At 44.9% G+C, this 14,798-nt stretch carries 9 protein-coding genes; 5 read left to right on the top strand and 4 right to left on the bottom strand.

Annotated elements, in window-relative coordinates:
- Positions 1–7 precede the first annotated feature (7 nt).
- From K9H14_05215 to glgA, 3 genes are read right to left on the bottom strand one after another with little or no spacing between them, the layout of a single operon-like run.
- The gene (locus K9H14_05215) at positions 8–364 is read right to left on the bottom strand and encodes a response regulator (protein MCG9479593.1); all 357 of its coding nucleotides are present in this window, start codon (positions 362–364) and stop codon (positions 8–10) included.
- The gene (locus K9H14_05210) at positions 342–2,120 is read right to left on the bottom strand and encodes a PAS domain-containing protein (protein MCG9479592.1); all 1,779 of its coding nucleotides are present in this window, start codon (positions 2,118–2,120) and stop codon (positions 342–344) included. The genes K9H14_05215 and K9H14_05210 overlap by 23 nt, the downstream gene beginning before the upstream one ends.
- Entirely contained in the window at positions 2,117–3,583 is a 1,467-nt protein-coding gene (gene glgA, locus K9H14_05205) for a glycogen synthase GlgA (protein ID MCG9479591.1), read from the bottom strand. The genes K9H14_05210 and glgA overlap by 4 nt, the downstream gene beginning before the upstream one ends.
- A gap of 135 nt (positions 3,584–3,718) precedes the next feature.
- Here glgA and glgB point away from each other — a divergent pair, with 135 nt between their 5' ends.
- From glgB to malQ, 5 genes are read left to right on the top strand one after another with little or no spacing between them, the layout of a single operon-like run.
- Complete coding sequence (glgB, locus tag K9H14_05200) at positions 3,719–5,608, top strand: 1,4-alpha-glucan branching protein GlgB (GenBank protein MCG9479590.1); 1,890 nt, start codon at positions 3,719–3,721, stop codon at positions 5,606–5,608.
- Positions 5,605–7,431, top strand: a complete 1,827-nt coding sequence (gene treZ / locus K9H14_05195) for a malto-oligosyltrehalose trehalohydrolase (GenBank protein ID MCG9479589.1) — start codon at positions 5,605–5,607, stop codon at positions 7,429–7,431. Before glgB ends, treZ begins: the two co-directional genes overlap by 4 nt.
- Positions 7,432–7,475: 44 nt before the next feature.
- Positions 7,476–9,899, top strand: coding sequence for a DUF3536 domain-containing protein (locus tag K9H14_05190; protein MCG9479588.1), 2,424 nt, complete (start codon positions 7,476–7,478; stop codon positions 9,897–9,899).
- Positions 9,899–12,523 (top strand): malto-oligosyltrehalose synthase, encoded by a 2,625-nt coding sequence (treY, locus tag K9H14_05185; GenBank protein ID MCG9479587.1) that lies wholly within the window; start codon positions 9,899–9,901, stop codon positions 12,521–12,523. Before K9H14_05190 ends, treY begins: the two co-directional genes overlap by 1 nt.
- On the top strand, positions 12,510–13,997 hold the full coding sequence (malQ, locus tag K9H14_05180; GenBank protein ID MCG9479586.1) for a 4-alpha-glucanotransferase: 1,488 nt from the start codon (positions 12,510–12,512) through the stop codon (positions 13,995–13,997). The genes treY and malQ overlap by 14 nt, the downstream gene beginning before the upstream one ends.
- Here malQ and K9H14_05175 read toward each other — a convergent pair whose 3' ends face one another.
- Positions 13,998–14,786, bottom strand: coding sequence for a TIGR00282 family metallophosphoesterase (locus K9H14_05175; GenBank protein MCG9479585.1), 789 nt, complete (start codon positions 14,784–14,786; stop codon positions 13,998–14,000).
- Positions 14,787–14,798: the final 12 nt, after the last annotated feature.

The raw sequence follows: 14,798 nt of genomic DNA, 5'->3' as shown, positions 1-14,798 counted from the left end.
TTGCAATTTATGAATCAGAAAGCAGTTTTCTAATTTTTCTTTTAAGCTGCTCCAGGTCAGAAGATTTAACCAGGTATTCATTAGCAGCCCAGGTTAAAAAATCCTGGGAATACTCACCATAGGCAGTATAAAGGATTATGGGTATTTTCTTGTCCAGTTTCCTTATCTTATGCATAAGGCTTATGCCGTCTGTCCCCTGCATTTTTATGTCAATAGTTACCAGATCCGGCCTTTGATCCTGGTAATACTCAAAACCCTGGTCTCCATCGCCGGCAACAATTACCCTGTAACCCTCATCTATAAGCTCATCCCGATACAGTTTTCGTAAATGTTCTTCATCCTCAACGATCAGTATGGTTTTCATTTTCACCTCCGGCTACCGGTAATTTTATAGTAAAAATAGTATTATCCTTTTTGCTGCAGACGTCAATCTGGCCCTGATGTTCGGTAATTATCTTTTTGGTTATGGCCAAACCCAGTCCGGTTCCTCCTTTTTTAGTTGAATAAAAGGGTAAAAATATTTTTTCAATATCTTCTTTCTCTATTATGGAACCCCGGTTATCAATCCTTATAACAGCCTTGTCTGCTGCTTTTTCCAGGCGGATATTGATTTTTTCTCCAATATAAGAGGCTTCTATGGAATTCTTTACCAGATTGATAAAAGCCTGTTTGAGCTTTTCTCTGGACCCTCTTACCCGTACCCCACTTTCAACCAGAGACTGGTTTATGGTTATCTGTCTGTCTTCAGCATAAGCCTCTATTACCTGTATACATTCTCCTAAAACCTGCTCCAAACTTATATCTTCAGCTAGAACTTCTCTTTTATCCTGGCTGTACTGAAGGGTACTGTTAACTATATTTTCCAGCCTCTCTACTTCCTGGATAATTATATCCATGCTCTCCATATCAGCACCCCGGCCTGCCAGATGCCCCTTTTTTAGCCTGCGGGCATACCCTCCTATGGCTGCCAGGGGATTCCTTATTTCATGGGCCACATGGGCCGCAAACTCTCCCAGTTGGGCCAGCCTCTTCAGTTCTTCCATGGTTTCTTCCATGTTTACCTGTTCGGTTATATCGTCAATTATTATAATTATTCCATCAATTCTTCCCTTCATATCCTTTAGCATGGACAGGTTCAGATTACAGATCCTCCCTCCTTGTCCGAAATCCATGGCAGCCCGGCTAAGAGAGCGATTTTTGGCTGCATTTTTCACTTTTTTTAAAATCCTTTTTATGTTCCTGCCCCTGATTTGTAAGTGAACCCAGGAAATGTGCATGCCCATCAATTGCTGCTTTTCTTTGCCTGCCATCAGGCAGAAACTGGAATTGCAGGCATTAATATCAAACTTATTATCAACCACACATATACCTATGGGTATATTTTCCAGTATATTTTCATTATATTCCTTAAGGTAGTTGATCTTTTCATTGACTTTAACCAGCCGGCTTACTATATCTTTAAGATCCCTGTAGGCACTGGCATTTTCAATGGCCTGGGCAGCCTGCTGGCTGAGCATATATAAAAAACTTATATCATCAGCGGTAATCTCCCTGTGATTATATTTATTATCCACTATCATCACTCCCAGCCGGCGGTTGAACGAAGCCAGGGGTATCAGGCAGAACTTTTCATAATCAATCAAGGTCAGTATTTCACTCTCTATCTGTTCCCGATCAAATCCGGGAGCGGTTAAATCTACATTGATTATCTCATTGTCCTGATAAGATTTGGCTACCAGCTTCCGGGAGTCAACCGGAATCTTTATGTTTCTAACCCTCTGGTCCAGCTGGGAGTAATAATGGTCATATTGATGTTTGCTGTTTCTGGTCAGGAAATCTTCAAGAGAAAAATTCTTTTCCTGTATCTGCTGCCAGATATTAGCTGCATCCTGGGCATTGTCCGGTCCTACTGCCAGCCTACCCGCCAGGTACTGGTCACTCTTCTCGGCAAGAAACAGATAGGCCCGGTTATAACCAAACCCATTGCCAAAAGTTACGCCGGTAAGAATAGTCTTTAATATCTTGGAAAGGTCCAGGGTGGAAGATACATACTTGGATATCTGATATAGGATGTTTAACTTTCTGAAGGTAGGGCTATCTGTATTTTCCCTTATATTCATTTTTTTATACTAATATACAGTTTTTTGTAACTTAGGGCCGATGCTTTCCAGGAAAAGTCACACTTCATGCCGTTTGCCATGATTTTCTTCCACAGGCTTTTATTACCGTAAAAGGAAAGGGCGGTTTTCAATGCTTTAAGCATATGGGAGCTGCTATACTCACCAAATTTGAACCCGGTTCCCCCATCCGCCACATCCTGCTGGTTCCCTACGGCCTTTATGGTATCAGACAGCCCTCCTGTATCCCTTACCACCGGCACCGTACCGTAACGCAGACTTATAAGCTGGCCTAACCCGCATGGCTCATATTTGGAGGGCATCAAAAACATATCGCAGCCTGAATATATAAGCCGGGCCAAATTGTCGCTGTAGGTTATATTTACACTCAGATTTCCCTTATATTTTGCCTGGTAATCCTGCAGCAGCTTCTGGTAGCTATGATCTCCGGTCCCCAGCACCACCATAAAAAATCCCATACCTATAATCTTGTCCAGGGACTGGCCTATCAGGTCCATACCTTTCTGGGCAGAAAGCCTGGATACCACTCCCACCAGGGGGGCCCGGGAGCTGCCGTGGTTAAAATAATTGTTAAGCAAATGCTTCTTGCACTGGTCTTTGCCTTTAAGATCATCCCGGCCATAGTTGGTGCACAGGCTGTTATCATTTTCAGGATCCCACAGGCTATAGTCAATTCCATTTACTATACCGGTTAAATCTTTTTTTCTGGACTTCAGTATGCCTTCCAGTTTTTCTCCGTACCGGGGGGTCAGTATCTCCCGGGAATAGGTGGGGCTTACCGTAGTTATTTTATCAGAAAAAATTATGCCCCCTTTCATAAAATTTACACTGCCATAAAACTCCAGCCTGTCCATGGAAAAATACTGCTGACCCACCCCTATCATATCCAGCACCTGCCGGCCGTAAATACCCTGGTAGGCAAGATTATGAATGGTAAATACAGTAGCAGTCTGGTCAAAAAATTCTTTTCCCGGCAAATTTAGGCTTCTTATCTGATGCAGATACAGGCTGACTAAAGCGCAGTGGTAATCATTTAAATGAATTATGTCCGGGGCCAGGTTCAATTCTTCCAAAGCAGCTAAAATAGCTTTACAGAAAAAGCCGAATCTTATGGGATTATCCCGGTAATCGCCCCTGGGGGTACCGTATATGTGATTGCGGTTAAAAAAATTATCGTTTTTTATAAATAAAAATCTTATGCCCTGGTGATTACACTCCAGAAGGTCATAGAATTCTTCCTGGTAATCATTCATGGGCACATTCAGACCGCCTTTTACCAGCTTAAAATCATAGCCTTTCTCCAACAGTGAGCTGTAAAAAGGCATAATCACCATACATTCTACGCCCTGAGTCTTTAATGCCCGGGGCAGAGCACCTACCACGTCTGCCATACCGCCGGTTTTGGCAAAAGGAACCGCTTCTGTAGAGCACAAAGCCACCTGCATAAAATTTCCCCCTTCTTGCTTAAGTTAATTATATTATCACTCTAACCGGTATAAATGTGAAACATAAAAAAAGTTTAATTGCTTTTGCCTGCCAACTTTGATAGCTTTAATAAAAATGGTAATTATTTGCAACCTATGGGAAAAAAAACACCAACCCTGCTAACTGAAGAAGATATATACCTTTTCAATGAAGGCAACCATTTTAAGTTATATGAAAAGATGGGAGTCCACCCTTTAGAACACGGCTATTATTTTGCCCTGTGGGCGCCCAATGCTAAAAAAGTATCGGTATTTGGTGAGTTCAATGGGTGGGACAAGGAAAGCTGCCCCCTGAGACCCAGGGGAAGCTCGGGTATCTGGGAAGGGTACCTGGAAGGCATAACCGAGGGTACCAAGTACAAATATCACCTGATATCCAGATACAATCACTACAGTGTGGACAAGCCGGATCCTTACGGCTTTTATTTTGAAAAGCCTCCCCGGACCGCATCCGTTGTCTCCAACCTTGATTATCATTGGAAAGATGAACAGTGGATTAAGGGCAGGAAAGAAATAAACAGGCTGGATGGCCCAATCTCGGTATACGAAATGCATATAGGTTCCTGGGCCAGAAAGGAAGATGGCAAAAGGTTAACCTACAGGGAGCTTGCTCCCCGGCTGGCCAAATATATTAAGCAGACCTATTTTACCCATGTGGAATTTATGCCGATAATGGAACACCCTTTTTACGGTTCCTGGGGCTACCAGATTACCGGCTATTTTGGCCCAACTTCCAGATACGGCAGCCCCCAGGATTTCATGTACCTTATAGACTATTTACACCAGCAGGGTATAGGAGTAATACTGGACTGGGTTCCCTCGCATTTTCCCAAGGACGAACATGGCCTGGGCTTTTTTGACGGAACCCATCTCTATGAGCATGCAGATACCCGAAAAGGCCTTCACCCTGACTGGGACTCATTGATATTTAATTACGGCAGGAAAGAAATACAGTCTTTTCTGATAAGCAATGCTTTTTTCTGGCTGGATAAATACCATATTGACGGGTTGAGGCTGGATGCGGTGGCATCCATGCTGTATCTGGATTATTCACGAAAAGATGGCCAGTGGATCCCCAATAAATACGGGGGAAATGAAAATATTGAAGCTATAGATTTTTTACGAAAACTTAACCTGCAGATTTACCAGCATTTTCCTCATGTACAGACCATAGCCGAAGAGTCAACCTCCTGGCCCATGGTTTCCAGGCCCACTTATGTTGGGGGGCTGGGGTTTGGCATGAAGTGGGACATGGGCTGGATGCACGATACCCTGGAATATATGAAAAAAGACCCAATTTACAGGAAACACCACCATGACCTGTTAACTTTCCGCTTAATTTATGCCTTCCAGGAGAACTTTATGCTGGCTTTATCCCATGACGAAGTGGTCCATGGAAAAGGATCCATGATGGGAAAGATGCCCGGCGATAACTGGCAGAAGTTTGCCAACCTGAGGCTTCTTTTAGCCTATATGTTTACCCAGCCCGGAAAAAAAATGCTGTTTATGGGAATTGAGCTGGGCCAGTTTTCTGAATGGAGTCATCAACGCAGCCTGGATTGGCATCTGCTGGACTTTGAGCCCCATCAAAAAATTAAACAGCTGGTAAGTGACCTTAACCAATTATACAGAAATGAGCCCGCCCTGCACCAGCTGGATTTTTCCGGCCAGGGATTCAGCTGGGTAGACTGCAATGATTACAAATCCAGCATAATATCTTATCTGAGAAAAGCAAAAGACAGCCAGCAGGTGTTACTGATAGCAGCCAATTTTACGCCAGTTCCCAGAACCGGTTACCGCCTGGGGGTACCGCAAAAAGGATTCTGGCAGGAAATAATAAATACTGACTCCCAGACCTATGGCGGCAGCAATACCGGAAATCTGGGCGGCCAGTATAGCCAGGGTATTGCCTGCCACGGCCAGCCCTATTCATTAAGCCTGACCCTGCCGCCTCTGGCTCTGGTAGTTTTAAAATATGTGCCATGACCCCTATAGGACATAAATTATTAAAAAACGGCACCTGCCGTTTCAAGCTCTGGGCTCCCTTATCCAGACAGGTAAGCCTGCACATAAATGATGGCCGCTCTACCTCCCTGTACCCTATGGCCAGAAGCCTTCATGGCTACTGGCAGGCCATAGTAGATGCACAGCCGGGCGACTTCTACTACTATATACTGGAAGATGGCAAAAAAAGACCGGACCCTGCCTCCTTCTGGCAGCCTGAAGGGGTATTTGGCCCCTCTGCCGTCCTGGATATAGAATCCCTGATGCCTGAATCTGATACCTGGAAGCCTCCTCCATTGGACCAATGGATCATCTATGAGCTGCATGTAGGGACTTTCAGCCGGAAAGGAACCTTTGAGGGAGTAATAGACAAATTAGATTATTTAAAAAATCTGGGAATTAATGCCATTGAGCTGATGCCTGTAGCCCAGTTTTCCGGTGAACGTAACTGGGGCTACGACGGGGTTTTTACCTTTGCGGTGCAAAATTCCTATGGTGGGCCGCAGCAGCTGGCCCGGCTTATAACCGCAGCCCACAGCAGAAAAATAGCAGTGATACTGGATGTAGTTTACAATCACCTGGGCCCGGAAGGAAATTGCCTGACTGATTTTGCCCCTTACTTTACCTCCAGGTATCAAAGCAACTGGGGCCAGGCTGTAAATTTTGATCAACAATACAGCGACCAGGTAAGAAATTACTGGATTCAAAACGCGCTTTTCTGGCTGGACCGCTACCATATCGATGCCCTGAGACTGGATGCAGTGCATGGTATATTTGACTTTAGCGCCCGGCATTTTTTATCCCAGCTGGGACAAGCAGTAAAGAAATTTTCTGCTGTTTCTGGTAAGCCCCACTGGCTTATAGCAGAAAGCGACCTCAACGACACCAGGATAATAAAGGGGAAAGAAGAGGGCGGTTATGGGCTGGATTCTCAGTGGAATGATGATTTTCATCACGCCCTGCATTCACTGCTTACCGGGGAAAGGGAAGGCTACTATATTGATTTTGGCCGCCTAAGTCATCTAAAAAAAGCATTAACCTGCGGCTATGTATTTGATGGAAACTACTCGGTATACAGGAAAAGAAAGCATGGAAACAGCGCCCGGGGACTGGCCGGCCATAAATTTATTGCCTTCATACAGAACCATGACCAGATAGGCAACCGGATGAAGGGGCAGAGACTATCTGCACTGGTAAGCTTTGAAGCCCTTAAGCTGGCTGCCGCCCTGGTCATATTCTCCCCCTATATACCCCTGCTGTTTATGGGCGAAGAATATGGGGAAGACAATCCGTTCCTGTATTTTACCAGCCATAAAGACCAGCAGCTGGCCCGGGCAGTAAGGCAGGGAAGAAAAGAGGAATTTTCGCAATTCATGCAAGAAGGAGAACCTCCTGATCCCCAGAGCGTGGATACCTTTGCCCGGTCCATACTGGATTGGTCCAAACTGGATAATAAAAGACAGCAGGCGCTCTTTTCCTACTACAGCACCCTTATATCTTTGCGCAAAAAATATCCAGCCCTGGGCTGCATTAACCAATCCCACATAAGGGTTAGTGCCGATGAGAAAAAAAATGTCATGATGATAGTAAAAAAGAAGCAAGATTTAAGCTTTTATTCCATAGCTTCCTTTAATCCAAACCCCACCAACATAAGCCTGGACATACCTTCCGGCCGTTATTCAAGGGTCCTCTCTTCAGCAGATACCGCCTGGCTGGGTCCCGGCCCTGCCGCGGATAAAGAAATCTCACCGGGTAAAGACTTAACCCTGCAGGGCAACAGTTTTAATCTGTATAAAAAGATATAACTGGCGATATTGATTAAAAGCTGTGAATAAAATAAAATTTAACTATGAATAGATTTATCTGCATACATGGGCACTTTTACCAGCCGCCCAGGGAAAATCCCTGGCTGGAGTTTGTAGAACTACAGGATTCAGCATACCCTTACCATGACTGGAATGATCGTATAACCTCTGAATGTTATGGTCCTAATACTGCTTCCAGGATAATTTCCCAGGAAGCTAAAATCATAGATATAGTAAATAACTACTCTAAAATCAGCTTTAATTTTGGTCCCACCCTGCTGTCCTGGCTGCTGACCAACCGCAGGCCAATTTATGAAGCTATATTGGAAGCAGACCGCATCAGTCAGAAGAACTTTTCCGGACACGGCTCTGCCCTGGCCCAGTGCTACAGCCATATGATAATGCCCCTGGCCAGCCAGAAGGACAAAAGAACCCAGGTCATCTGGGGAATTAAAGATTTTGAGCACCATTTTTTTCGGTTCCCGGAAGGCATGTGGCTTCCGGAAACAGCAGTGGATCTGGCCACTTTAGACCTTATGGCCCAGGAAGGAATAAAATTTGTCATACTGGCTCCCGGTCAGGCCCGTAGGGTAAAGGAAGCCGGCAGCCGGCAATGGGTAGAAGTAGATGGAGGGAAAATTGATACCAGGCTGCCCTATCGCATAAGCCTTCCTTCCGGCAGCAGCATAACCATATTTTTTTATGACGGCCCCATATCCCATGATGTAGGTTTTGGAAACCTTCTGGACAATGGCCAGCAGTTTGCCCAGCGCCTGGTATCTGCCTTCAGTGATGATGACAACCCCCAACTGGTAAATATTGCCACTGACGGGGAAACCTACGGGCACCATCACCGGTTTGGCGAAATGGCCCTCTCCTATTGCCTGCATCATATCCAGGCCAATAACCTGGCCCGGATTACCAATTACGGCCAGTACCTGGAAAACCACCCTCCCCAGAATGAAGTTGAAATATTTGAAAATTCTTCCTGGAGCTGCGTACATGGGGTGGGAAGGTGGCAGGAGGACTGCGGCTGCAACACTGGTGCCCATCCGGAATGGAACCAGCAGTGGAGAAAACCTCTCCGCCAGGCTATGAACTGGCTTTCTGAGCGCAGCGCAGAAGTTTACCAGCAACAAGCCTCCAGTTACTTATCCGACCCCTGGGAGGCCAGAAACGGGTATATTGAAGTTATCCTGAATAGAAAACAGGATAACCTAGAAAAATTTTTTTCCAAATACCAGATCAGGGAACTAAACCATTCGGAGCAGGTAACTGTACTAAAATTATGTGAACTACAGCGGCATGCCATGCTAATATTTACCAGCTGCGGCTGGTTCTTTGACGAGATATCGGGAATAGAAACTGTACAGGTGCTTATGTATGCAGCCAGGGCTCTGCAGCTTATACAGCAGCTTACTTCCCGCGACCTCCATCAGGAATTTACTCAAATACTGGCCCAGGCCCCCAGTAATCTGACCCGGTTTGAAAATGGGCAACAGGTCTACCGGAAACTGGTAGCGCCTTCAGTTTTAGACCTGCTGAGGGTGGGAGCCAATTATGCCCTGTCATCGATATTTGAAAAATACCCCGAACATACCGCTTTATACTGTTACCGGATAGACAGCCACATATATGAAAGGATAAAACTGGGAAGGCAGAAGATGGCCATAGGCCGCTGCAGCCTTACTTCTACCATTACCCTGGAAAAAACCGGATTAAAGTTTGCGGTTCTGCACTTGGGAGACCACAATCTTATCGGGGGCATACACCATAACGGACAGGAACAGCCTTTTGAACCCATACATAAACATATAAAGGAAACTTTTTTAAGAAGCGACATCCCCCAGACCATGTCCTTGATGGACGAGTACTTTGGATCCCACAACTACTCTCTGTGGCACCTGTTTAAGGATAAACAGAGAGAGATAATTTCCATGGTTACCAGGCCAGCCTTAAAAGAGATAGAACAGCAATACCGTCAGATTTATGATCATAATTATCCGGTTATGCAGGCTATGAACCAGATGAACATTCCCCTGCCGGAAACTTTTTTCAATGTCCTCAAATTTATTTTCAATACCGATCTTCAGGTAATTCTTGCAGACCGCAAGGCTAAAACCAAAAAGCTGCGCCAGCTGGTAGAAGAAATAGGGCGCTGGCCCATAAAGCCAGACCAGCAGGTTATAGGATACGTTGCCAGCAAGACCATAAAACAGATGATCAGGAAACTATATGAAACTCCCCGGGACAAGCTTCTGCTGTTCACCATCAAGAACCTGCTGCAGATTATGGAGCCGCTAAACCTGGATTATGACCTGTGGGAAGCCCAGACTCTTTATTTCTATATCAGCAGAGATATATACCCCCAGATGGCTGAAACTGCAGAAAGCGGTGATTCCAATGCCCGGCAATGGGTTCAGAATTTTAAACAGCTGGACCAGTATATGCCCTCAAGGAGCCTGTAATGGCTGTTGCTACTTACAGGATTCAGTTCTCATCCGATTTTAATTTCTCCCAAGCACAAAAAATTGCCGGCTATCTCAGCCAGCTGGGAATAGATACCCTGTATGCCTCCCCGGTTTTAGAGTACCGCTCTCAAGGCAGCAGTTATGACACCATAGACTGCGGCCGGGTAAGCAGGCAGCTGGGAGGCTACAGCCAGTTATTAAAACTTTCGGCCGAACTCAAGGAATTAAACATAGACTGGCTGCAGGATATTGTTCCCAATCATATGGCTTATGTTAAAGACAACCCCCTGATACTGGATATATTTTACCGGGGTAAAAAATCTGAATATTCTAAATATTTTGATATTGACTGGAACCACCCTTCGCCCCAGCTCAAAAGCAGGCTGCTGGCTCCCTTTCTGGGTCAGGCTCACCGTAAGGCTTTCAGCCAGGGGAAGATAAAGGTGGTACTGGCGCCGGAAGGATTATGCTTTAAATATTATCAGCATCTTTTCCCCTTGAGCCTGAATACTTATTCAGCAATTTTTAATGACAGCGCTCCACCGCAACTAAATGATTTACTGCCGGAACCTGATACTGCCAGGCTATACCAGCTTTATAATAATGACAGTAAAATAAAGAACTATATAGATCAGCTACTGGGAAAAATAAATCAGGATTCCTCTCTTTATTTCAGCCTGGCCCATAAGCAAAATTTCAGGCTGAGTTATTATAAAATGGCCAATGAGCTTATAAACTACCGCCGTTTTTTTACCATCAACCACCTTATCTCTGCGGCTACCGAGAGAAAAGAAGTTTTTAATTATATGCACCAGGCCCTGAAAGAATTAGCCCGTAAAAAAATTATACAGGGGGTAAGGGTTGACCACATAGATGGCCTTTATAACCCTCTCCAGTATCTAAAAAGACTGAAGTCATATCTGGGGTTACGGTTTATATTAGTGGAAAAGATACTGGGGCAGAAGGAAAATCTGCCTGCAGAGTGGCCGGTTTACGGGACTACCGGCTATGATTATTTAAACCAGCTAAACGGCATCTTCTGCAACACCCGGAACCAGGCAGCTTTTGACCGGATATATAAAAGCTTTACCGGAAACCATAATGATTTCAGCTCCATGGCCTACCAGGCAAAAAAAATGATCTTGGAAAAGCATATGCAGGGAGACCTGGACAATCTTGCCCGCCAGCTCTTAAAAACTGCTCCCAGCCTACCGGATGCCCAAGATTTCAGCCCCCGCAGCCTGACTGCAGCCCTGACCGCACTTCTAGCCGCATTCCCTGTGTACCGCACTTATATTAACACCAAAGCCAGCCGGCAGGATCAGAAATTTTTAAATCAGGCAGTGAGGCAGGCTGCAGCCAGCCAGCCTCACCTGGTGGGGGAGATAAAATTTATAGCCCGTCTTTTTAAAAAAGCAGGCCATAAAAAATTTAAAGCAAGATTTCAACAGCTTACAGGTCCCCTGATGGCCAAGGGTTTTGAAGATACCCTTCTATATAAATATAATCGCCTGTTAAGTTTAAATGAGGTAGGCTCATCCCCGGATAAATTCGGCATAAAACTAGCTGATTTTTATCATTTTTGCCAGAACCGGCAATCAGATTGGCCCCGCAGCTTGAATGCTACCTCCACCCATGATACCAAAAGAGGCGAGGATGCCCGGTTACGGTTAAATGTTTTATCTGAAATACCCGGGCGATGGCAGCAAAAATTAAAGCTCTGGAAAAAATTAAATCAATCCAAGAGAACCAGGATTGGCAACAGTTTTTATCCTGACCGCAATGATGAATATTTTCTTTACCAGGCTATGGTTGGAGCCTGGACTTCTGACCATCAGAAACAGTTCAAATCAAGAATGCAGTCCTATATTATTAAGGCAGTAAGGGAAGCCAAGGTGCATACTGCCTGGATCAGGCCGGATAACAGATATGAAAAGGCATTCATTCTCTTTTTTGACCGGCTCACCGAAGACAGCCGGTTTATGGATGATTTTAGCCATTGGGTAACCGAGATAAGTTATTTTCAGTCATTTAGTTCCCTGTCCCAGGTCCTGATAAAGATTACCAGTCCGGGAATACCTGACTTCTACCAGGGAAGCGAGCTGGAAGATTTCAGCCTGGTTGACCCTGATAACCGGAGGCCTGTAAACTATGGCCGGAGGATAAAAATGCTGCAGGATATAAAGGGAAAAAGAGATTCTAATAATCTGGCCGGCCAAATTTTAGATGACCGGCAATCCGACCTGGCCAAGCTATTTTTAATTTATAAAGCCCTGCAGGCAAGAACTAAATACCAAAACCTGTTTATTAAGGGAGATTTTAAGCCCCTGCCAATTAAAGGCAGATTTAAATACAATATCGTAGCTTTTTCCAGAAATCTGGGCTCCCAGAGTATAATAACCATTGCCCCCCGGTTTTTTACCCAACTGGTTAGTTTTAACCAAAAACCTCTGGGAAAAGCAGTATACCAGAATACCCGCACCACCATTCCTTATACTAATTTATACAATTTGCTAACCGGAGAGAAAATAGAAAGCGGTAATATATTCATTGGGGATATACTAAAAGTTTTCCCCCTAGCCATGCTACATGCAGAAGGAGGGCCATATGGAAAGGGGTAGCGGAATTCTGCTGCATATAACCTCACTCCCTGCTGCTTATGGCCTGGGGGATTTTGGCAGCGGTGCCTATCATTTTGCCGACTACCTTGCCCGGGCCGGTCAGAAATACTGGCAGATATTGCCTCTAAACCCTACCTCTGCCGGGGATTTTCATTCCCCCTATAGCAGCAGTTCGGCTTTTGCCTTAAACCCCCTGTTTATCAGCATCGAAGAATTAGCTGATAGGCAGCTGGTTAATCCTGCAAACATACCTCCACCAATTAAACCACAAGAAACAGGAGTTGATTACCAGTCTGCCTGGGATTTAAAGAAAAACTTAATAAATGAAGCAATGATAAATTTTAGCCAGCAGCCGCCTGAAGATTTTAACCCTTTTTGCCAAAACTATGGCTGGTGGCTGGATGATTTCTGCCTGTTTACTATCATAAAATCTAATATTTGTTCCCGGCCCTGGAATCAATGGCCACCGGAATTAAAAAACAGAGACCCTGACTCATTAAACCAGATACAAAAACAGTACAGCAGCCAGATTCAAAAAGAAAAATTTATACAATACAGCCTTTACAGGCAATGGATGGATTTAAAGAACTACTGTAACCATAAAAATATTAAAATAATAGGTGATATGCCCATATACCCATCTATGGACAGCGCTGAGGTATGGGCAAACCCCCATATATTTAAATTAGATAATGAAGGCCAGCCGCTGGCTGTTTCCGGAGTCCCTCCCGATTATTTTTGTTCCCAGGGACAGCTATGGGGAAACCCGGTTTATAACTGGGACCGGATAAAGGCCGACCGGTACAGCTGGTGGTCAAACCGGCTGGCCCATAACTTTAGCCTGTTTGACCTTACCCGGATAGACCATTTCAGGGGATTGGTTGCTTACTGGGAGATTCCCGCCACAGAAAAGGATGCCATAAATGGAAGCTGGGTGAAGGTTCCGGTATATGATTTTTTTGACCATCTTGAGTCACAGTACAAGCAGCTGCCCATAATAGCAGAGGACCTGGGATACATTACTGATGATGTAAGGGAGGTATTGAACCACTACCGGCTCCCCACCATGAAAGTATTGTTGTTTGCCTTTGGGCAGGATGACCATGCCTACATGCCCCATAACTATGACTGCAACTGTTTTGCCTACACCGGCACCCATGATAATAATACTGCCATTGGCTGGTATATTAACGAAGCTACAGCCCAACAAAAAGAACGGCTGGACCAGTACACCGGCAAACATATAGATAAAGATAATGTACACTTCGAACTTATAAGGCTGGCCATGCAGTCTGTAGCAGAAGCCTGTATTACACCCATGCAGGATGTACTGGGCCTGGATAGCAGCGCCCGGATGAACCTTCCGGCTACTGTAGGCCATAACTGGAAATGGGCTCTTTGCCCCCAATACCGGCTGGACCACACATCAGCCCAGAGACTGACAGATTTTACCAGGATCTACGGAAGGCTGTAGTCAGTCTGCAGCCATATTTATACGCTCTATACTATTGGCATGCCCGGTAGCCATATCGATATCTAAAACCACTCCATTTATCCACACATCAGAGTTTGACACTTCAAACTTATGGGGCATTGCCTTTATAAATCTTTCAATTATTATCTCTTTTTTTACTCCTATAACCGAATCCCGGGGACCTACCATACCGGCATCGGTGATATAAGCGGTTCCATTGGGCAGGATCCTTTCATCCGCAGTTTGAACATGGGTATGGGTTCCTATAACCGCACTCACCCTGCCATCAAGAAACCAGCCCATGGCTACCTTCTCCGAAGTAACTTCACCATGAAAATCAACAATAATTACATTGGTTTCTTTTTTTATTTTCCTCAGAATATCCTCTATCCGCCTGAAAGGACAATCCAGGTTTTCCACAAATACCCGGCCGCAAATATTTACTACCGCAATATTCTTCTGTCCTGTATTCTGATTGGAAAATATATGGAACCCCCTGCCCGGGGTGGAGGGGGGATAGTTTGCCGGTTTAAGCAGTCTCGGCTGCTGCTCCAGATACTCGTATATCTCCTTTTTCTTATAGATATGGTTTCCGCTGGTTAATACATCAATGCCCATTCCCAGAAGATTATCACTTATTCTGGGAGTAATGCCCAGGCCTCCTGCAGCATTTTCTCCATTGGCAATTACCACATCGATTTCCTGTTTGCTTACCAGCTGGGCCAGATTATTCTTTATTGCATCTCTTCCCGGCTTCCCGAAAATATCGCCTAAAAATAGTAATTTCAACTGTATGCCTTT

Source organism: Actinomycetes bacterium (genome assembly GCA_022396035.1).
Lineage (GTDB): Bacteria > Actinomycetota > Humimicrobiia > Humimicrobiales > Humimicrobiaceae > Halolacustris.
This window is presented reverse-complemented; position numbering and strand designations above follow the sequence as displayed.